The organism is Phenylobacterium sp. LjRoot225 (assembly GCF_964252855.1).
In the GTDB taxonomy this organism is placed as follows: Bacteria; Pseudomonadota; Alphaproteobacteria; order Caulobacterales; family Caulobacteraceae; genus Phenylobacterium.
In genome coordinates this window covers 25,724-46,271 of record NZ_CAXUPL020000007.1, presented here as the reverse complement: position 1 = coordinate 46,271, position 20,548 = coordinate 25,724, and the positions used below count along the sequence as shown (strand labels likewise).

14 protein-coding genes are annotated in these 20,548 nt (G+C 64.7%); 7 read left to right on the top strand and 7 right to left on the bottom strand.

From position 1 onward, the window contains the following. Nucleotides 1-19: 19 nt before the first annotated feature. Nucleotides 20-1,657 carry a recombinase family protein gene (locus ACSQ2B_RS25515; RefSeq protein WP_436054223.1) on the top strand — a complete coding sequence of 546 codons (1,638 nt, stop codon included), beginning with the start codon at nucleotides 20-22 and terminating at the stop codon, nucleotides 1,655-1,657. Between the two features lie 11 nt (nucleotides 1,658-1,668). After that, the gene (locus tag ACSQ2B_RS25510) at nucleotides 1,669-2,829 is read left to right on the top strand and encodes a recombinase family protein (RefSeq protein WP_436054222.1); all 1,161 of its coding nucleotides are present in this window, start codon (nucleotides 1,669-1,671) and stop codon (nucleotides 2,827-2,829) included. 495 nt (nucleotides 2,830-3,324) lie between these two features. Here the strand turns inward: ACSQ2B_RS25510 and ACSQ2B_RS25505 are convergent, their stop codons facing one another. Together ACSQ2B_RS25505 and ACSQ2B_RS25500 are read right to left on the bottom strand one after the other, a co-directional pair. Next, a complete protein-coding gene (locus ACSQ2B_RS25505; protein WP_436054221.1) occupies nucleotides 3,325-3,573 on the bottom strand; it encodes a hypothetical protein in 249 nt (82 codons plus the stop codon). Between the two features lie 527 nt (nucleotides 3,574-4,100). Further along, nucleotides 4,101-4,472, bottom strand: coding sequence for a hypothetical protein (locus ACSQ2B_RS25500; protein WP_436054220.1), 372 nt, complete (start codon nucleotides 4,470-4,472; stop codon nucleotides 4,101-4,103). Nucleotides 4,473-4,726: 254 nt separating this feature from the next. On the opposite strand from ACSQ2B_RS25500, the gene ACSQ2B_RS25495 reads away from it, so the two are divergent. After that, complete coding sequence (locus ACSQ2B_RS25495; RefSeq protein WP_436054219.1) at nucleotides 4,727-5,200, top strand: SMI1/KNR4 family protein; 474 nt, start codon at nucleotides 4,727-4,729, stop codon at nucleotides 5,198-5,200. Between the two features lie 110 nt (nucleotides 5,201-5,310). Next, nucleotides 5,311-5,577: a hypothetical protein gene (locus ACSQ2B_RS25490; RefSeq protein ID WP_436054218.1), complete on the top strand. Its 267-nt coding sequence runs from the start codon at nucleotides 5,311-5,313 to the stop codon at nucleotides 5,575-5,577. A 212-nt stretch (nucleotides 5,578-5,789) separates the two neighbouring features. On the opposite strand, the gene ACSQ2B_RS25485 is transcribed toward ACSQ2B_RS25490, so the two are convergent. Both ACSQ2B_RS25485 and ACSQ2B_RS25480 read right to left on the bottom strand, forming a co-directional pair. Next, a complete protein-coding gene (locus ACSQ2B_RS25485; protein ID WP_436050645.1) occupies nucleotides 5,790-7,223 on the bottom strand; it encodes an IS1182 family transposase in 1,434 nt (477 codons plus the stop codon). A 160-nt stretch (nucleotides 7,224-7,383) separates the two neighbouring features. Next, on the bottom strand, nucleotides 7,384-12,144 hold the full coding sequence (locus ACSQ2B_RS25480) for an NACHT domain-containing protein (protein ID WP_436054298.1): 4,761 nt from the start codon (nucleotides 12,142-12,144) through the stop codon (nucleotides 7,384-7,386). Between the two features lie 610 nt (nucleotides 12,145-12,754). Between ACSQ2B_RS25480 and ACSQ2B_RS25475 the strand changes: the two genes are divergently transcribed. The 3 genes from ACSQ2B_RS25475 (at nucleotide 12,755) to ACSQ2B_RS25465 (ending at nucleotide 17,336) form a co-directional block, all read left to right on the top strand. Continuing rightward, entirely contained in the window at nucleotides 12,755-15,175 is a 2,421-nt protein-coding gene (locus tag ACSQ2B_RS25475) for a DUF4238 domain-containing protein (protein ID WP_436054217.1), read from the top strand. A 220-nt stretch (nucleotides 15,176-15,395) separates the two neighbouring features. Beyond that, on the top strand, nucleotides 15,396-16,634 hold the full coding sequence (locus ACSQ2B_RS25470) for a DUF262 domain-containing protein (RefSeq protein WP_436054216.1): 1,239 nt from the start codon (nucleotides 15,396-15,398) through the stop codon (nucleotides 16,632-16,634). Then, complete coding sequence (locus ACSQ2B_RS25465) at nucleotides 16,635-17,336, top strand: hypothetical protein (protein WP_436054215.1); 702 nt, start codon at nucleotides 16,635-16,637, stop codon at nucleotides 17,334-17,336. It abuts the gene before it with no gap. 409 nt (nucleotides 17,337-17,745) lie between these two features. Here the strand turns inward: ACSQ2B_RS25465 and ACSQ2B_RS25460 are convergent, their stop codons facing one another. From ACSQ2B_RS25460 to ACSQ2B_RS25450, 3 genes are all read right to left on the bottom strand, one after another. Beyond that, nucleotides 17,746-18,651: a 3'-5' exonuclease gene (locus ACSQ2B_RS25460; RefSeq protein WP_436054214.1), complete on the bottom strand. Its 906-nt coding sequence runs from the start codon at nucleotides 18,649-18,651 to the stop codon at nucleotides 17,746-17,748. Next, the gene (locus ACSQ2B_RS25455; RefSeq protein WP_436054213.1) at nucleotides 18,648-19,235 is read right to left on the bottom strand and encodes a recombinase family protein; all 588 of its coding nucleotides are present in this window, start codon (nucleotides 19,233-19,235) and stop codon (nucleotides 18,648-18,650) included. Before ACSQ2B_RS25455 ends, ACSQ2B_RS25460 begins: the two co-directional genes overlap by 4 nt. A 182-nt stretch (nucleotides 19,236-19,417) precedes the next feature. Continuing rightward, entirely contained in the window at nucleotides 19,418-20,410 is a 993-nt protein-coding gene (locus ACSQ2B_RS25450; protein WP_436054212.1) for a M10 family metallopeptidase C-terminal domain-containing protein, read from the bottom strand. Nucleotides 20,411-20,548 lie beyond the last annotated feature (138 nt).

Sequence of the window (20,548 nt, the reverse complement as noted above, 5' to 3'; positions counted from 1 at the left end):
GGGGATTATGAGGTGCGCCATGCCGGAGCCTCTGAAAACCCGCGCCGCGCAGTACCTGCGCATGTCCACGGAACACCAGCGCTACTCCTTGGCGGCTCAGGCCCAGGCGATCGAGGCCTACGCGGCCGCCAACGGTTACGGGATCAACAGGACCTACTTCGATCCGGGCGAGAGCGGGGTCACCTTCGAAAACCGGGTGGGTCTCCAGGCGCTTCTCTCCGCCGCGCTTGATCCGGGTCGTAGCTTCGAGGCCATCCTCGTCCTGGACGTGACGCGTTGGGGACGATTTCAGGACATCGACCAGCCTGCGCATTACGAGTACCTCTGCCGCAGCGCCGGCGTGCGCGTCATCTACTGCGCCGAGCCGTTCGACGACGACGGGAGTCCTGTCTCGAGCATTCTCAAGACGCTTAAGCGGATCATGGCTGCAGAGTTCAGCCGCGAATTGTCCGTCAAAGCGCACAGTGCTCACATTCAGCAAGCTCGCCTGGGCTTCTATCAGGGCGGCACGGCCGTCTACGGCGTTCGCCGGGTCGTCGTCGATCCGGAAGGACGCCCGCGTGCGGAACTTGCGCGCGGCGTCCGGAAGGCGTTCGCCGGGGACCGCGTTATCCTTCAGCGCGGTCCTCCTGAGGAATTGGCGGTCATCCGGCATGTGTTCCGGAGGTATGTCCGGGATGAGCGCGGCCCAGAGACGATCGCCCGCGAGCTGAACCGCAAGGGCGTGCTCTGCGTCAACGGCGGCCCCTGGCTGAGCTCCAACGTCTGCAGCCTGCTCCGCAACGAGTTGGCCATCGGCCTGTACGTCACAAACAAGACAAGCCAGGCCTTCGGAACCAGACAGAGGTCGAGGCCGACCGACGAATGGGTGCGAACCCGGGTTTTTCCTCCAATCGTGAAGCCAGCGCTATTCCGCGCCGCCCAGGAGAAGTTGGGGCGGGGTAAGCGCGAACGACTTTCTGAGCCGCTGATGCTCGAGGCGCTCCGAAGGCTTTTGCGCCAGGAGGGGCGGCTCAACGCTCGACTCCTGAACCGTTCCCCCGGAGTCCACGTCGCCCAGACTTATCGTCACTACTTCGGGTCATTGAACCGGGCCTACGACCTGATCGGCTACGTTCCACGGCGGCCGAAGGGCGCGAGCCTGCTGCCCCGCCGTGAATACATGATCGCTGCGCTTCGCGAGGCATACAGCCGCCACGGATACCTCACGGCGCACATCGTCAACATCGACCCCGCCCTTCCCGTGATTGAGACCTATCAGAAGCATTTCGGATCCCTGAGCCGGGCCTACGAGCTCGCGGGACTTCCCCACGAGCGGAAGGATCTTCTTCGAGCGGCCCATCGGCGTTCGGTCCGTCGCGGCACGGCGTCGGCCGTGCCGGGGAGCCTGTTCGGGCAAAGGGCCCCCTTCAGCGATGCAGAGCTGCTGCAGATCCTTCGCGAAACCTACGCGCGCTGCAAATCCATCTCGCCTGACATTCTGGAATCGCAGGTCGGGGCGCCAAGACCGTCGCTTTATCGAACCCGGTTCGGATCCATCATCCGCGCCTACGAGCTCGCCGGATTACCCCAGGCGTTCCTGGAAAGTTACAGGCTCCGGCGGTTCACGAACCTGGGCGCGCGGCCTACCACGCCGCCGGTTCCCCCCGAGCACTAGGGGAGCCGCCCATGGAGCCGTCGGCGCCAATGCCTGCCGCGCAATACCTCAGGATGTCGACGGAGCAGCAGTGCTATTCCCTCCGCAACCAGAGCGACGCCATCGCCAGCTACGCGAAGGCCAACGGCTACGAGATCAAACGCACCTTTCAGGACGCCGCACGAAGCGGACTCCACCTGAAAGGCAGGGCCGGCCTGCAGGCGCTCTTGGCCGAGGTTCTCCGCGAGGACAGGACCTTTAGCGCCATCCTGGTTCTCGACGTCACGAGATGGGGGCGTTTCCAGGATCTCGACCAAGGCGCGCATTACGAGTTCATCTGCCGTGCAGCCGGCGTGCCGGTCATCTATTGCGTCGAGCCGTTCGAGAACGACGGCAGCACGAAGGCGGCGCTCATCAAGCAGCTGAAGCGCCTGATGGCCGCCGAGTACAGCCGCGAGCTCTCGGCCAAGACAAAGGCCGGGCAGCTGCTTCGCGCCAGGCTTGGCCATCGACAGGGCGCTCCGCTCATCTATGGCGTCCGAAGGATCATGGTGGATCGGACGGGGCGTCCGGTCGGCGAGTTGCGGCGCGGCTGCTGGAAAGCCCAGCATGACAACCATGTGCGCCTGAGCCCGGGCCCGGACACCGAGGTTCAGGTGGTCCGGTGGATTTTCCGACGGTTTCTCTGCCACGGCTGCACCGCCAGCTCCGTCGCACGAGAGCTTAACGCGCAGGGTGTTCCCTTCATTGGCGCGCGTCGCTGGGCTCCTGACTCCCTCACGCGGCTGCTGAGGCACGAGCTGATGGTCGGGATATATGTGTACAATCGCACCTCGCACCCTCTGAAGGGCACGCTGGTCCGCAACCCCGCGGACGCGTGGGTCCGGGTTCAAGTCTTTGAACCGATCATTCCCAGGAAGCTGTTCGCGCAGGTCCAGGAAAAATTGCGAGAAGAGGCCCGCCCCAGACGCAGCCGCGAGGAACTGCTGTCTGCTCTGCGCGCGCTATTGAGAAAGCATGGCCGGCTCTCAGCCGCTCTGATTAAACAATCTCGCGATACGCCCTGCGTCGGCGTTTATGCAAAGCACTTCGGCCGGCTTACTGCCGCCTACAAGGCCCTAGGCTACGAACCCGCGTCCAGTTCGAGGCGGAAATCCTTGGCGGCGGCGCAAGGACAGAATGTGTCTGCCTAACTGAGCCAGCCGGCACGCCGGGCGCAGGTCCTTCAAGGCGCGGACCAGGCACCTATCCGCGGAGCCGCACCAGAGTTCCTTGGTGTGTAGGCGAGATCCTCGCAGGCCCGTTCCGCCTCGATGTCGCATGCGCACCAAGCACATCGGTGCGCCTGAGGAGATCATCTCCCGTCGGGCGCACCCCATGGTCTCACCTCTGGCGGTATGCCCGAATAACGAGGGCCACGGCCCTGCCAACCGCCGTTACCACCAAGGCCAAAGCGGCGGCCAATCCAGCAACCTCGGAAACGTCGATATCCACGTTTGCACCTCCGCGTTTCAAAGCGGCGACGGACTCGCAGGTGGTTCGGCCTCGATCGCAAGTTCCCGGGCGGGCTCTTAATCCCAGCCCTGTGTCCGGGCAGCGCCAACAGGAGACATTGGCTTCCTTCCGCATTCCGGACATTCCCGTAGGCGCCCGTACGGGGCTGAACGACCCTAAGCGGACGGGAGCCCCTAGCTGCCGATGAGCTTCTTCAAGTCCGCCTCGTACTCCCCGAGAAGCTGCTGCAGGCGGTCCCGTCCGGTATCGAGGTTTCTACCCGCCGCCCAATCGAAGTACTCGGTTGACGAGACGCGATCCAAATACCGAGGAACGACCTCCCGCAGCCTCAGGATCATGGCCTCGATGTCTGCAGGAAATGGATGTCTTCCCCAGGTGAGAAGATCATCAAGGGGATGGTCGCCGGGGCCACCCTGGGTCATCTCACGCTCCATGGGGTTTCGAAGTCCAAGGAGGGTAGCCCGACCGATAACCTCGTCCCACCCCTTAGTGGTCGTCCGCTACTTTGTGAAAGCTAGGACCGTGGAGGTTCCGTCGCTCAGGTCAATCTCGACGAGATAGCAACTCATCGTGTTTGCGGTGAGCTTAGCGCCATCCCACTTGAGAGTAGTGAAGCAGTCTTCCAGGCGAGGCTCGCCATAGAACACAGGATGGGCTCTCCACATTTCGCTGCCGTCAGCGCCAATTCGGACTAGATTTCGCCCATCTCTGACATCAGGAGCCATCCAGTCGTAGAGCAAAACGACCCCTTGGCCGTTTGGCAAATCGACTTTTCCCAAAATCGCAGCGCTCATGGGCGGACGGTGCCATAACAATCTGGCCCAGAGCAACGGGTGGAAACCACCCCTCGCCGCCGTTGCGAATGTCGGCTCCCCGGCGCGGAGCGGATGACCGCCCACGACCTTAGTCGGAGGTTCGCGTGACCCGTGCTGCCGGTTCGCTTGTGACCCTATTTGTCGTTCCGCGCGTAGCTGCGAATGCAGCCGAGGTAGGTGCCTGTTGCCGCGCTTTCGAAGAATGTGAACCGCTCACAATTCGGCGCATGGATGTAAAATGCTGTGACGAGGTCCGTTGGACTGCCCCGCAGGTTTTCCAGGAGCCCAGTTAAATCACTGGCGAGTTGGTTCTCTGCCGGAGGCATGCCCTCATTGAGCTTCGTATCGAGCGCTATTCTCAGGCGTATTTCGTAAATTCCCAGGAGTTCTTCCGCGCTCAGGCGGCGCTCGTCTTGACGGCAAGTGGCCCCGGCATTGAGGGCTCCGACAATGTCGCTGCGATGCGGAAAATCGCCAGCACTTTGGATTGCTCGGGGCAGTACCATCCGCTGAAGCTACCCCACCAATGGCCGATTTCCACCCTCCCCTTCCGTTCCGAAGGTACGCTCCTCGGCGACTGGCTGAGATCAGGGCAGGGTCCGAGCGGCGCCAACAGGAGACATTGGCGTCCTTCCGCATTCCGGACATTCCCGCAGGCGGCCGTACGGGGCTGAACGACCCTTCGACGACGTTGGCAAGGTCCGCTGTCGGGATGCTAACGTCGCCATTGGGTGGGTCACGGCGAGGGGGAAGAGCCGCCATGGGAATCGATATTCCAGCAACAGGTGGCTTGAGTGATCTCGAGATTGAGCTCGCCGAAAAACAGCTAGGCTGCCAGCTCCCAACCGCATGGAGAGAGTTTGCCCGTCAGCACGACGGTGCTGTTCCGCAGGACAACCTATTTCAGACCACAGATAACGAGAGTGGTGTTCGCTGCTTTGTCCCGCTTCTCCAAGCTGCCTCACTTCGCCAGGAGATCGATGGGTTTCCCAGCCAAGGAGTGCCAATGGCTGAGGATGGTAGCGGCAACTATGTGTGGGGCGATCCGGCAACCGGAGCCATATTTTTCTGGGATCACGAGAATGATGAGCCAACGGTCGCCATCGCGCCGGATTTGGGCTCGTTCCTATCTAGCTTGCAGCCCTTCGACCCGGCTTCTGTTCAGCTTGCCCCAGGGCAGGTGAAATCCGCATGGATCGATCCGGACTTCTTCGCCTCCCTCAAGAAGAGCTGACGCAAACTTCCGCTATCCACCCCCTGCGGCCGATCCGAGGGTCCGGTTCTCGGCGGCGGGCGAACGCGAGTTCGCGCCTCTAGCGGACCTTCCCGCGAACTGTGGTAGGCTTGAAGTATCTGGGACGACAAGCAAGGGACTGGGGCTCAATGCCAGAGTTGAGGCTGGTTGAAGTCAAATATCGAGGCCAGACCGTACGTGGCGAGTGGTATGTTGGGGGTGGCTCTATCCATGTGACGAGCAACCTCGGCAACCTCAGCGGTGTGGTTGCTCGTCCAGGCACCGTGATCGCCTCGCCGTCCCAAATTGCCGAACAGCTCCTGTGGAAAATCGCCAGAAAGGCCGATCCGAAGCGACCATTCTTCTTCTGGCGCTAAGGCCCGCAATCCACCCTCCCCGGTCATTGCGAACGTCTGCTTCGGCGGATAGTCAGCGCCGCGGCGCCTGGTCCGGCTGGCGCCATTAGCAGAAGTTGGGACCGCTCCAGTTTCCGGACATTCCCGCCGGCGACCAAACGGGACGGAACGACCGAGGCTGTGTGAAAACTCGGTCTGCGTTCCGGCAGACGTCAATTTCTGCGGCTTGGCGATCAGGCTTGGATCACCTGCATCAGCGGTTTGACGCCGAGGATCTGGATCATTCTCTTCAGGTTGTAGGCCAGGACGTGGAGGCTCATCTCCGTTCGGACCTTTTCGAGGGTCTTGGTCAGGAAGTGAGTGCTTCCCATCCAGGATTTGAGGGTGCCGAAGGGGTGCTCGACGGTCTGCCGGCGGATGCCCATGGCGTGGGGCATGCGGTCCAGCCGGGCCTGCATCTGGTCCATGACGCCCTCATGCTTCCAGCGCTTGAGCCTCTTCAGCTTGTCCGGCGTGCATTTCGGCTTGAGCGCGCAGGTGAAGCAGGCCGTCAGGTGGCGGTAGTGGTCGATGTCGTCCTTGCGGTCCGATCGCGTCGCGCCCTTGGTCAGCTGCTGCCCCGCCGGGCAGGTGTAGTGATCGTTCTCAGGGTCGTAGACGAAGTCGTTTCGTGTGAAGACGCCGCGCTCGCTGGGCCACACGGTCTTGGGGATGCAGGGCAGGATGCCGGTTCCCTCGCAGGCCAGCACCTGCTCGCCATTGAAGTAGCCGCGATCCGCCAGGGCGGTGAGTTGCTCGCAGCCGGTCGCAGCCTGGGCCTTCAGAGCCAGGGGCTCCAGCTGGGTCCTGTCGTGACCCAGGTTAGTCACCTCGTGCGCCACGATCAGGTGGTGCTCGGCATCGACGGCGGTCTGCACGTTGTAGCCGACAACGCCCGTCCCCCGGCCGCTGGTCGCCATGGAGCGGGCGTCCGGATCGGTGAGGGATATCTGTTTGTCTGGAGCGGCCTGGACCTGCTCCTGCATCGCCTTCAAGTCCTGCATCTGGCGGCGCAGACCCGCGATCTTCTCATGGATGTGACTGGTCCTGGCTTCGGCGACGTCGCTGTCTTCGCGGTCGGCCCGGTCCAGGGCGGCGAGGTAGCGGTCGATGCTGGCGTCGACCTGCTCCATGCGCTTGGCGACCTTGGTCGCCGTGAAGTTCTTGTCGCGATTGTTGACCGCTTTGAACTTGCTGCCGTCGATCGCCACCACGGCCTTGGTGAACAGCTCCAGCCGGCGGCAAAGCTCGATGAACTGCCCGCAGGCCGCCCGGATCGCCACGCCGTTATCCCGGCGGAAATCGGCGATGGTCTTGAAGTCCGGCGCCAGCCGTCCCGTCAGCCACATCAGCTCGATGTTGCGCTGGGCTTCGCGCTCGAGCCGCCGGCTCGACTGGACGCGGTTGAGGTAGCCGTAGAGGTAGATCTTCAGCAGGGTCGAGGGGTGATAGGCAGGACGGCCCGTCGCCGCCGGCCGCACGCCGTCAAATCCAAGCGCCGCCAGGTCCAACTCATCGATGAAGGCCTCGACCACCCGGACCGGATTGTCCTCGGCCACGTAATCGTCCAGCGAAGCTGGCAACAGGAACGACTGCCGCCGATCCTCTCCCTCAACGAAACGCCCCATGACCGGCCCTCCGAAAGCCAGTCGATTCTAGCTAAGCTCGGCGCGTTTTCACACAGCCTGGACCCATCAGCGACCTCCGCTCTCACCGGGACAATGTCCGGGTTGGCCGGCCATGCGGACATTGCGCTTCAGCCGGAGCGCGCGGGCTAGCGCCCCGCCTTCACGTCGGCCCGGCGGTCTGCAGGATGTCGAGCAGCACGTGGGCCGCGGGCCGGTACTGGTCGGCTGCGGTGTCGAAGATGATTTTCGGCAAGCCCTCCTGCCCATGTTCCGCCTTCAGGCGCCCGAGGATGTCGTCGCGCCACGCATCTTCCCGCCGCCCCGCAGCCGCGAGCAGCTGGGCGGCGGCGCAGAACGACTGCAGGTCCGCCCCGCTCGTGCGCACGGCATTGAGTTCCGCGGCCAAGGCGGGATCGCGCCCGACCCGCGCGGCGAGGACCCGGTTCATCAAGTCTTGGTTCTCGTGGCTCGCGGCTGCGATCCGCCCGGCCATGGCGGCGACATAGTGCGCCACCAAGTCGGCGGGCTCGGTCCAAGCCGCGAGATAGGCGCCAATCAACCAGCCGCGGAAGGTCTGGCCGATCTCGACGCTGGTCATCTCGATACCCGCAAGTGCGGGGTGTGTCGGCGCCAGGATCGCCAACACCACAGCGGTGTCGCCGTCGCGCCCCCGTTCGAACCTCATCTCGGACTCCCCGATCCACGCGGGGTGGGGAAACTGGTCGCGCGCGATCTCGGCTGCGGCGATCAGGGTGATGAGCGGTGGACGCCGTTCCGGCATCGGCGGCGTCAGGGCCGCCGCCACGTGGCGGCGAAGCACGTCGCTGCCGGGATCGAGCTCCGCCAAGGCCCGCAGGGCCGCTGGCCCCAGGCTCTTTGCCGTATCGCACCACTCGAGGAAAGCGCGTCGGGCGGCAGGGTGACCGCCCAGATGGGGCGCGAGACGATGCCAAACCCCGTCGCGCCCATCGTCGAACCAGCGGTCGACCCAGCCCTGTCCGAGCAAGGCCTCCAAGGCGTCCCAGCGCTCGACGATTAAGCGGACGAGGGCCGCGCTGCCGGCGTCTCCGATCGGGTCCTGGATGCGGATCCGTCGTCCAGCGTCGCCCGGCGGATCCATCAAGCGCACCTGCCCGAGCTCCACGAGCCCGGCGAAGCCCGTGCTGCGGGCTTCCTCATGGTCCATGCCGCGACGCTCCGTCTCGGCCAGCAAGCGCGCCTCGAGATCTGGCGCCGGCCCCTGCGCGGCGCGAAGCGCGCTGTAGTAAATCACCAGTTGCACCCGCAGGTCGAAATCAGTTTCCGCGTCGAAGCTCTCGAGGACCGCGAGCAATGCCGGGTGGCGGTCGCCGTCCACCGCGCAGGCTTCGGCGATCACATAGCGGAGTGAGGCGGACGCGGGCGTCAGGCGACGGCGGACGAGAGGCCGGACCTCGTCGTCGTGGCCATAGGCCTGGGCGAGCGCGGCGAGCGGCTGGCGCGGTCCCTGCAGTTCTCTTATCGCAAGCGCGCGTACCTTCGGATGGTCTCCGAAGTGCAGGAAGAGGCCACCCAGGTCGTCGAAGATCGCGCGGGCCGCGAACCGCGGGAGGAGGATCTCGACCACCTCCTCGTCCTGCTCGTCGCAGCCCAGCTGCGCGAAGGCGCGGATCAGCAGGTCGGTCCGCGGCTTCTGGGCGCCTCGGGCCACGCGCAACAGATGCGCCCGCGCCTCAGTCGGATCGTCGTAGAGATCCGGTAGAAGTGCGGCGACCATGTCCAGTTCATCGTCCGGGAGGGCGCGCATCTCCACAAGGAGCGAGCGAACCGCGGGATCGTCTTTCCAGCCCCGCAGGAGAGGCAGGAGGCTCCAATAGCGCGTCGTCCCCGAAGTGCCACTAGCGCGGGCGATGGCGTGGTCGCGCAGGCGCGGGTCGTGGATCTCTGCGATCAGGGGCCAGACCCGGTTCTCCCAATGCTCGGAGCGCTCGAGCACGTAGGATAGGACCCGTTCATGGATCCGTGGATCGGCTTCGGCGAACGGCGCCAGAAAGCCCCAGCTCTCCCCGAGGAGGCCAATGAAGGGGTGCTTTTCTTCAAGCTGCGCCAGGATCCAGTCGCGAAGCGCCGGATGGTCGGGAGAGGCGTGGAGGAGATAGTGGAGGGCCGAATCGTAGTCGATGGCCTCGGGATCGTGGCGGCGCTGGACGTCGCGGAGCGCGCGCGCCACCACTCGCGGATCGTCCGGCCAGCCGCGTTGAAGGGCCTCGCCGAGCACGCCATTCTCACGAAACCTCGGGCCCGCGTTCGACAGCAGCAGCTCGTAAAGGGCATCCAGTTCCGCGTCGCCATGGGCGCCGCGGAGGACCCGCCCTAGGAGCGCCAGCGCCCGCAGACGCGCGATCGGGCTTGCGGCTGCGGCCGTGAGCAGGTCTTCCAGATCCGACTTCGACCAGCCGCGCACCAGCGCCTCCAGGGCCGCCATCACGGTCCCGAGCTCGGCGCCCGACATGAGATCCCGCAGGCGCCGCCCGACCTCGGGATCGCCGGCGTAGCGCGCGGCCAGACTGTCGGCAGCGGCCTGTTTCACCCAATCCTCGTCGTCGTTGAGCCCGGCGAAGAGCGTTTCGAGGAGGTCTTCACCCTTCGGCCAGCGTCGCAGCGCCTGGAACTCGTTTGTGCCGAAGCGGAAGCGCCGTGGCGCCCAGCGCTCGACCCGGTCCGCGACCACCCCGCCCAGAGTCGGGCTCGCCAGGCCGCTGAGGGCGATCCGCGCGAGCGTCACCTGTTCCGTGGCGAGCCCCGCCCGGTCGATCGCGGCGAACACGTCGGCGGCCAGGCGGTGGGCGGTGGCGCTGCGCATGGCCGACGGCCCGAAGGCGATCTCCGCAAGGAGGCGTCGGCGTTCGATGTCGCCGACCACGTTGAGTTGCGCCGCCTCGAGGCGGCTGACGATGTCGTCGATCTCATCGGGGCGGCGGTTGAGCGCCACCATATTCCGCAGCACGTTGCGCCAGCGCGGATCGCCGGCCTTCTCGCCGGCGAAATCGAGCAAGGCTGAAAGGCGCCAACTCTGGACATGCTCCGCGCCCAGGAACTCCTCGAGGCTGGCGTGGGCGAAGCCGATCTCGCCGGGCGCCTTCTCCACCAAAAGCCCAACCGTCTCTGCGTTGATGGCCAGCATCTCGTCCGCAGCCGCCCGCGCCCGTTCCGCCGCAATGCCGACGGTGTCGATGAGGTGCGCGACGATCACCGCGGCCGCTTGATCGCGCGGATAGCCAGCGTCTCCGCCGTCCCGCCGTGAGGCGAATGCAAGCGCGCCCATCGCGGTCCTGCGCACATCGGGGGCCGCGTGCTCGAAGCGCGGCCGCACGTCGCCCGCCGCTGTTGCTCGGCTTTGGGGATGAACCTCCAGGAGGATCTGCACGAGGGAATCCAGCGCCTGACAGCGATCGCGGGGTAGGGCGACCTGCCGCATCGCCAAGCCCAGAAGGCCTACGAAGAGAAGTGGGTTGGCTGCGAGCTCCGCCAGGGCCCCGTCACGCTTCAGCTCGTTCAGGAAGCGGTCGGCGCTCCAGGCCGCCGCGCTTTCCGCCGCATCGTGACCGCGGCCCTGGCGGTGCTGGTGACCAAACCAGGTCCGGGCGAGCTGGCGCTGCTGCAGCGCCGAGAGGGGGGCCAGCTCCCCCACCTTCCAGGTCTGAGGCAGGGCGCCAATGCGACGCAGGCCGCTCGGCCGGCCGGACGCGATCGCCGGAACTCCGTGGGCGTCGGTGTAGGTGAGCATGGTTTGGAAAGCGAGGCGCGCGGGCTGTTCGGCGGCCCATTCGTCCAGCCCGTCCACGAGCAGGATGATGCGGCCCTCGTCGATGGCGCGGTTGACGAGCGGAACCAAATCCACGGTGAGCAGGGGCTGCAGCACTGCGGCCACCAGGTCCTTCAGCCCCACCTCGCTGTCCGCAGTGGCGGTCACCCGCGCCCATTTGGCAAAGGAGATGAAGATGGGCAGCCTGCCGCCCCAGCGCCCAGCCAGGCTCGGGAAGACGCGCTGGTCGCCCAGGAGGTCGAGGGCGATGCACCGCAGCAGGGTGCTCTTGCCCGCGCCGGCATCGGCGACGACCGCGATCTGGTCGCCCTCTCTGAGCCAGTCCGCCACCGACGTCCGCCGCATCGTCTCGCGGGGCGACACGGGCCCGGCGCGGGCCGTGTCCGGCCGGTCCGGCGACGTCTGGTCAGCCGGTTCCGGGGCTAGTGCGGCTGGCGCGTCGGTCCGGCGCTCGCGAAGCACAATGTCTGGAATGGCGTAGCGCTGGAGCAGGCCGAGCGGCGGCGGCGCATCGGTGGGATCAAGGGCAAAGCCCGAGCCTATGGCGCCCGGGTCCAGCGCCTGGAAACGCGTCAGATAGACCCGACCCAACTGCGCCCGCACCTTCGCGAATTCCGGGCCGTCGAGGGTCGCGACCACCGCCGCGTCGGCCGCTTCCCCGTAGAACACCTTGGTCCAGGCCCGCCCGAAGAAGGCGTGAACGAGTTCGGGGTGGTGCCGCAGCCGGTCCGCTAGGCCGTCGCCGCCGAGGCCTACGAAGGTCACACCGTCGGCCGCGAGCACCTTCGCCTGGGCCTCGATCTCGTCCTGCAGCGCCGTGTCGTCGAGCCGCGCCTGCACCGCGAGGAAGAGGGTGTCGGCGCGCTTGAGCCAGGCACCCTTGCGGAACGCACCCACGGCGCTGCGGACGTTGGCGGGCCCGAAGGAGACGTAGCGCTTCGACTGCCAGACGGCATATCGGCCGTTTGGCTTACGGGCGAAGACATCGATCCCGCCCTGGGCCTGGCCCTGGCGACCGTAGCGCTGGACGTCCTCGATCTGGCCCTCGCGGCGGGCGAGCTGATAGCAGAGCCGCTCGAAGTTCTCCCAGCCCAGCTCGCCGAACGGCAGGGCCATCGCCAGGGTTTCCACCGGTGGCCGTGGGAACACTCCGTCCGGAGGCGCATCGATCGGCGGCGGCGGCGAGGCCGTGCGTGGGGCCACGGTGTGTATGCTCCTTCAGCCCAGCTATGCGCCGATTCCGCGTATGGGGCTGCGGGCGACTGGCAAGTTTCTGCGCCGCCCAAGGTCCGGAACTCGCGCGGGTCGGCCAGCACCTGGCGATGTGCGCGGCTCAGTTCGCACGTCCGCTCTGTGATCTCACTCTGGACCTTGCGCTCGCCACTGTGTCGAGAGCTGGAACCACCCTCCCCGGCTGTTGCGAGCGTCCGCTTCGCGGCCCGCGGCCTGGCGTCAGGCTGCGTCCGAGCGGCGCCAGCAGCGGACCTTGAGACTGCTCCGGTTCCGGACCTTGGATCGATCTCTACCGTTATGGTCGCATGCTGCAGTTGGACCACGCCGGCGCGACCGCGCACGACCGATTCCCACGCGGGCGCACACCTTTGATCGGGCTTGGGCCTCGCCGCGGGCTCTCCCACGGCGCCAATCTCGATGCATGCCGATCGGGTTTGTGTAACGTCCTCTCAGACTGCCCACCCGCGTCGAACAGGCGTAGTTATTCCCGTCCATGTCGGGCTACCGGAACAACCACTACGTACCGCAATGGCATCAGGCCGGCTTCATCGAGCCGGGACGCAACAAGCTCGCCTATCTTGACCTGACGCCGGCCCGCCACGACCTGCCCAACGGGGGTGTGGCCTACGAGCGATCACGGTTCAAGAGTTCGCCCTCGCAGTGCTTCGTCCAGCGCGACCTCTATTCTACGGTCTTCGGCGCGGAGGTGAACGACGAGATCGAGCGGCGACTGTTTGGCGAGGTCGACAGCCAGGGCGCTCCGGCAATTCGCGCCTTCATGACGTCCGATCCCGCCGCGTGGCACCAGCATTTCCAAGATCTCTTCACCTATATCGACATCCAAAAGCTGCGGACCCCGAAGGGGCTGGACTGGCTGCGCACTCGATATCCAGCGCTCTCCCAGAACGAGTTGATGTGGGAGATGCAGGCGCTGCAGACGATCAGCTGCTCCATCTGGGCGGAGGGCGTGCGGGAGATCGTTTCCGCCGAGGATTCGACGGTGAAATTCATCCTGAGCGACCATCCGGTGACGGTCTTCAACCCAGGCTTGCCGCCGGACGCGCCGCAGTGCGCCTATCCGCTGGACCCGGACATCGCGCTCAAGGGCTCGCAGACCGTCTTCCCGCTCGGCCGCGATCACTGCCTGATCCTGACCAACCTGGAATACGCCAAAGATCTCTCGGCCGACCCGCTTGAACGGCGCACCGCGGCGCGCAACTACCGCGCGTCGATGGCGCGCACCGACGCCTTCATCCGCACGCGCAAGCTCAGCGAAGAAGAGGTTCGGCGCGTCAACATGGCGATCAAGTCTCGCGCGCTGCGCTACCTCGCCGCGGGCGACGCGGCGTGGCTGTTCCCGGAACAGCCCGCACCGCCAAGCTGGCCAGAGATCGCCGAGACCCTGCGCCCGCCTCGGAACGAGCTCCACCACTTCGGCGGCGAGGTCCTTGCCCGGTACGACGACGGGTCGGTCTACTTCCAGGACGCCTACGGCCGACGCGAACCCGAACACCGGCAGATGTTCGCGATAGAGCCAGCGACGCCCCGGCCGAGCGAGGCCTGCGGGTGCGGCTCGGGCCGGCGCTTGCGCGACTGTTGCGGCCCCATCCCGATCCACCTTCGCCCCAGCTGGAGCGAGATGAGCATCCGGGAGCGCAACCTCGCCCTGCAGAACGCCGTGATCAAGATCTTCGGCTTGAACCCGGAGAAGACCTGGACGGAGGTCCGCCGCGAGATGACCGACGAGAAGATCCGGAGGATCTTTGAAGTCTTCGCCTCGCTCTGGCCGCTAGAGACCGAACTGCTTCAGCTCCTGCCCAAGCCGGACGGCCGGCCACGCGCCGTCTACACGGGCCTACTCCATCCGCAGGCGATCATGCAGACGGCCGCCGCCGCGGGGCTCTACTTCGGCGAGGTGATCGTCCAGCATCCCTTCACGCATCCGCGGACGATTTCCCCCGAGCACAACCCGCTCGAGAACCCGCAGGCGTACCGCGGCGAGATCCTGAAGACGCTGCTCGGCTTCCTGGAGCTGATGCCGCTGGTCGAAGCCGGGCTGGTGATCCTGACGCCTGACCCCGGCGCCTTCGACTACCATCTACGAGACCAGGCTTACCGGTTGGCCAAGGCTCGATGCGAAGGCCTGGACCTGAAGCCGCAGAAGAACGAGCGGATGGTCCAGTTGATGGAGGAGGACGCCCATCGCGCCGTCATGAACATGCCGCCCGAGGTGATGATCTCGGAATTCCGCAGAACGGCGCCGGGGTCCGACGACCTGACGGAAGCGGAAATCCTGGCGGGACTTGAACAGCTGAAGCTGAGGGACCCCCTCGCCTCGCTGCAGACCGAGCCGCTGGCCGAAGGTGAGGCCGGCGGGCATTACGTCATGGCCTCGCTGGCCCCGAACTTCGAGATGACGATGTACCTCGCGCAAGCTACCGGCAGCTGCATAATCACCGACGCCAGGCCGCGCTTCACCGAACTGGTCGACGCGATCCTTCGCCGGGGCGGGACGCTGCCTGGCGGCCTTCCGGAGGTCGCCCGCGGGCTGGCGCGCGCACCGTTCGTGGTTCCGCAGGACATCCACGCCATCGTGCGACTGGCTCTCGCAGGAGGCCTGCCGCCCTACCCCCAGCTGTTCGGCGAGACCGCGAAATACCTCGAAGGCCTCGCGCGCCGGGGCCGTAAGCCGAACTACGAGCGTCAGCTCGCCGCGAGGTTCGACCGCGCCCGCGCCATCCAATCCAAGGCATCGAAAGCCGGCTGCGCCATCGGCTCGGCGCGGGTCCACGCCCTGCTGCCCGAGCATGGCCTGCAGGACAACACCATCAACCGCCTCCTGCTGATGGCGAGCTCGGAGCACCATTGGCGTAGCGTGCCCATGGCGTACTACCTGGAACCGCTGGAGAGCTAAGACGGGGGCCTTCCAGCAGCAGAAGTTGGGATCGCTGCAGTTTCCAGACCTTCGCTCGGCCGGCCGGCCGGCCGGCTGAAGGGGATAGGGGACGGGTGCTTGGACCCGTGTTCCCTCACTAATTTCTCAATGTTGGGAAACGGGCCGCCTTGGCGGTAAAGCTAGCTGCGACATACGCGGCCGCGCCTTGGGGCTCGATCAAACGGAGTTGAGAAAGACCATGGCCGACAGCGATTCCAAGCTTGAAGACCGAGCGGAAGAAGACGACGCCGCGAACGACCTCGAGTTCGCAAACGAGGACGATGCCGCCCTAGCGCCTTCCGAAACCGCAGCATACTCAGACGCGGTCCTCTACTCGTCGGATTGGACGGTCGAGACGGTCATCTCTCAACTTAAGAACAATAACATCGAGATGAACCCGCGCTTTCAACGGCGCGACGCATGGCCACCGCGGGGTAAAGGTCGCTTCATCGAGAGCGTCATTCTTGGGTTCCCGATCCCGCAGATTGTCCTGGCAGAAAAGAAGGGCGCACGCGGGCAATTCATCGTCCTGGACGGGAAACAGAGGCTGCTGTCGCTCCTCCAGTTCACCGGCAACGCTGAAGGGCCGAAGAACGGTTTTCGGCTGAGCGGCCTCGAGGTCCGGACGGACTTAAGCGGAAAAACCTTCAATCAGCTCGAGAAAGACCCAGATCGGCGGAGCGACCTCAATGCGTTTTTCAACAATACCATTCGCACGGTTGTCATTCGGAACTGGCCCGACACCAACTTTCTCCACGTAGTGTTCCTGAGATTGAACACGGGCAGCGTGAAATTGTCGCCACAGGAACTGCGTCAGGCGATGGTTCCTGGCGATTTCACAGATTTTATCGACGACACAGCGATAGCGTCTGGACACATTCAAAAGCTTCTAGGGCGGACAACCCCTGACCCACGGATGCGAGATGTGGAGCTCCTCGTTCGCTACCTCGCCTTCCGCCGCTTTTTGCCCACGTACACGGGTCGCATGAAGGAATTTTTGGATCGGACGTGTCAGTCCTTGAACGCGGACTGGGGCAAGGAAGAGGCATCCGTAAACGAGGACATCGCTCAGTTCGACGCAGCCGTTGACGCGCTGATCGCGATCTTTGGCCAGGCGAACTTAGCGCGAAAGCCTGGATCAAGATCTTTCAACCGCGCGATTTTTGATGCGCTCATCTTTTTCGCGGCGGACGGCGCAATCCGCAAGGCAATGACCGATAGTCCACAAGCGGTCCTCGAACTCTATGCAGCGAGCGTCGCGGACCCTGGTTTCACAGAGGCGGTGGAAAGCGACACGGCGGGTATCCCGCATACGCATGATCGACTTTCCTTCTGGGGCAATAAGCTGAAAGGCGCGCTCGGTTTGAACTTCAACGTCCCCGCGCTCGAAGATCGAGAAGACGAGGGCGTCCGGATTGCGTTCGCCGGCCTAAATTAGATGCCGTCGGAGCGCTTCGTCGACCTTAGAGAGCGCGTTGAGGAACTTCGGCAACTTTTGCTGCCACAGATCTTTGACCCGACTGGTTCATATCCCAATGAGCTTCTCGTAACCACCCAGGCGTTGTCCTTTCGGGTGCTCACTCATGCCGAAGTCGAGACCTATTTTGAGGATCGCGCGCTCGACGTCGCGACATCAGCGCTCAAGGCTTGGGAAGACAGCGCCCGCGTATCGGTAGTCAGTTTTCACCTGCTCGGTTTCAGCGGGCAAACGCTGGAGCGCCCTCCGAAGTCGCTCTTCACCACTGAACAGAACAAAATCAAAGATTGGCCCGCGAAGACCAGCATCCAGGATAGGTTTTCACGCTGTGTATCCGATTTCTGCAAACGCATCCGACTTGAAAATCACGGCGTGAAAGAGAGCAATATCATGGAGATGTTCGTTCCAATCGGGTTCGACATGTCGAAGTGCGACGAACTTTTCCTTCGGATGATGAGTACCTTTGGCGAAGACCGCGGAATGGTCGCGCACACGAGCGGCAAGGGGCACATAAAGAAAGCTGTCGACCCCAAGGATGAATACAATACACTTTCGTCGATCCTGAAAGCACTTGAGCCGATCGACGAAGAATTTGATCGGCTTCTCTATCTAGCCTCATCACCTGACGCCGTCTTCACGGCTGATATTGATTGTAACATCTAACTCGGAACCTAGCGCATCGCTCTTTTGCTATGAGAAGATTCGAATTAATTAGCGCCCAACCTTGCCTGAAACTCCTTGTACCTGGTGGGCGGCGCCGCACAGTCCAAGCTTAGGGCCACATGGGTATTCCCGCACGTTTCAGATGAAGCCCGGGCGTTAGTCGCGTGTCCCCGATGCCTGCGACGCCGACGCAAACGACGCCCGGTAGTGGCCTGGCGCGAGGCCGGATAATAGTGGCTAGCGCCTCCGGGAACCGGACCCTCCGAACGTCCGCGTTGAGCCACGCGCTGCCCTACCCTGGCCAAGCTTGAGGTCGACGCCCGAAACCGGACGTTCCCAAGTTCGGCTAGGAGTCAAAATTCCCCGTTCCGTCCGGCGAACTGTTGGGCCCCTTCGGGCCCGCGGGAGGTCAGACGCGGTCCGAAAACCGGTCATGCGCTTCGATGCGGCGGCTGAGCAGGTCAATCTCCCGGCCATAGATCTCAGCACATAGGAAGCCGAGCTCGGACTCGCGGTCTGCTTCGTCGACATCGATGTACCAGGCGCGCGGCGCGCCGCCGTGTTCGCCGTTCCACCGATAGCCACGGGCCTTGAGCGTGTCCTTCAGTTCGAAAGGTGCGCCCTCCGCCCAAATCCGCCACGTGGGCCGGCGAGCGCGCTCGAGGAGCATCGCCAGGCCAAGCACACCGCTTTTCGGCAGCGGTCGAGCCAGCAACTCGATTCCCGCCAGGCAGTCATGGACCGCCCGGTGCTTGTCGTAGAAGAACCCCGCCCCACTCGCGAGATAAGCCAGCTTCACCCCTTCGTAGCCTTCGTCGGCCCAGGCCACCTGACTCATCGAGCAGCCCCAAGGCTTGGTCGTAAAGGTCTCGCAGAACCGTTCGAGGAAACGGCGATCAAAGGCGGCGTTGTGCGCGATGACGAGAGCCGCCGGCGCGGCAACGGCGCCGACTGCGGCCGGGTCGATCGATTGTCCGGCCACCATTTCGTCGGTGATGCCGGTCACCGCGGTGATCTCGGCCGGAATGGGCTCGCTCGGCTGCCGCAGCTGATGGAAGGGCTCGCCCACGTCGAAAATCCGACCATCAAGGGCGTAGGTGAACGGCGCCATAGCCAGCTCGATGATCTCATGTCGCGCAGGGTCGAGCCCGGTCGTCTCGACATCCACATAGAGCCCGACACGGACGGGCGAGCCGTCCGGCTCGCAGAGCCTGGTGCGCGGCCTCAGCTTGCGCAGCACACGATATTGGCCACTCGCTTCCAAGGCAGCCGCCATGGCCTCGAGCTCGTCGCCGGACGGGGTGGCGCTGCTCACGATCGCCCCTCCGCGCGACGCTGCGCCTCGTCCTCAGCCAGGCGGCGATAAACCGTCGCGCGGTTGCACTTCAGGAGCGTGGCGGCTGCGAGAACCGACAGTTCGCCGTTCCTCAGTTTGGGACCGAAGTGGCCCCACTGCTCGGCCGTGATGGCGCTGCGGCGACGGCCGAACTTCACGCCCTTTGCCTTAGCAAGCGCCCTCCCCGCCCCGGTTCGCTCCTTGATGAGCTCCCGCTCGAAGGTGGCGATGCCGGCGAACACCGTCAGGATCATCACCCCGCTGGGCGACGTCGTGTCCGCCCAGGGCTCCTGAAGAGACCGCAACCCGACCTTCTGGTCTTTAAGGCGTTCCGCGATCTCGAGCAGGTCACGCGTGGACCGCGCCAGTCGATCGAGGCGCGCGATCGTCACCACGTCCCCTGCCCGCACATGCTCGAGCATTCGATCGAGCTCCGGCCGCGCGCGGTAGGCGCCGGAGATCTTCTCCTCGTAGATCCGCTCGCAGCCCGCGGCGCGTAACGTGGCGCGCTGAACGTCCAGCGTCTGGTCGTCCGTCGACACCCGGGCGTAGCCGATGATCATCCTGGAAATGTCGCAGATTCCAGTCGCAGAACCTACCGGTTCTGCGGCCGACTTCTGCGACGGCGCGTTGCGAGGGAAACGGCGCCGCTTCGCTGGGTGTCGCAGAACTTAGGAGTTTTGGGACCAGCGGCTCCGCACTAGCTGTGCTGCAACATCACGATCGCGCCGTCGCTTTTGAGCGCTCACGTCAGGATGAAGTCGGCTGAATGAAGTTGGTTCACGCTGACGTTCCGCACGAGGATGTCGGCGTCGGCGTCGAAGCTGATCAACACACCTTCGGAGGTAGTCTGGAAGTTTGCGGCCAGCTCCTCGAAGCCGCTGAAGCCGAAACCATCGAGTTCGATGTGATCCTTTCCCAGCTGGAAGTCCATGATCTGGTCATGGCCGTTCTGCTGCGCAAAAACGAAGCGGTCAGCGCCGGTAGTCGCGCGCGGCCCCACCACGGCGGCATCGCCCCACATGACGTCATCACCGTGCCCGCTGATCAGCACATCATCGCCACCTCGCGCATGATCGGCCAGCGTTGAGCCGTCGCCGAACATGGACGTTGTCGGGCCGAAAAAGGACGGCGCCAACGGGGCGACAAGGGTGTCATCTCCTCCATGGGCAAGACCCGTTAGGGTCTGTGCGTCCCCGTAGAGGACTTGACCGTAACCGGCGTTGGCGGCGCTGAGTAAGTCATCGCCGCCTCTGGAGTGTCCGCTCATCGTCCCGGCGTCTCCGTACCCCACAGCTCCCTGGTCAATCTCCTGAATGGCGATCGTGTCATCGCCGCCCTGGCCTTGATCGGTGATCGTGAAAGCGTCGCCATACACGAGCGAGCCGGCGCATTGGTCATTTCCACCCGAACCGTGTCCGGCGATGGTCTCGGCGTCGCCGAGGGCCAAACCTGCCCTCGAAAGAAGGGACACCACCACGTCATCGCCGCCGCGCGCATGATCGGTGATCAGCAAGGCGTCACCTACAGCTTCCCCAGCAAGAAAGCCGCTCACCGTAACCGTATCGTTTCCGCCGATTGCGTGATCCAGCAGCGAACGGGCGTCACCCACCGCAGCGAGGTACAGGACCGGGTATTCAGAGGAGTCGACGGTGAGAACATCGGCGTCACCGTGGGCGTGATCGGCGAGATCTTCGCTGGTGTCGCCGAAAATAATCGGACCAATGAACGGAGGCATCTGATTACCCTTTCGGCTGCGCTTTGCAGCCCAAGCGGGCTCTTGCGCCCCCGATCAGGAAAGCTGCGACCCCCAAATGGGGGAGCCCGTCTAGAGGGCGGTGCAGCCACTCCGCGGATGGGTCGCGCGGACCGACAC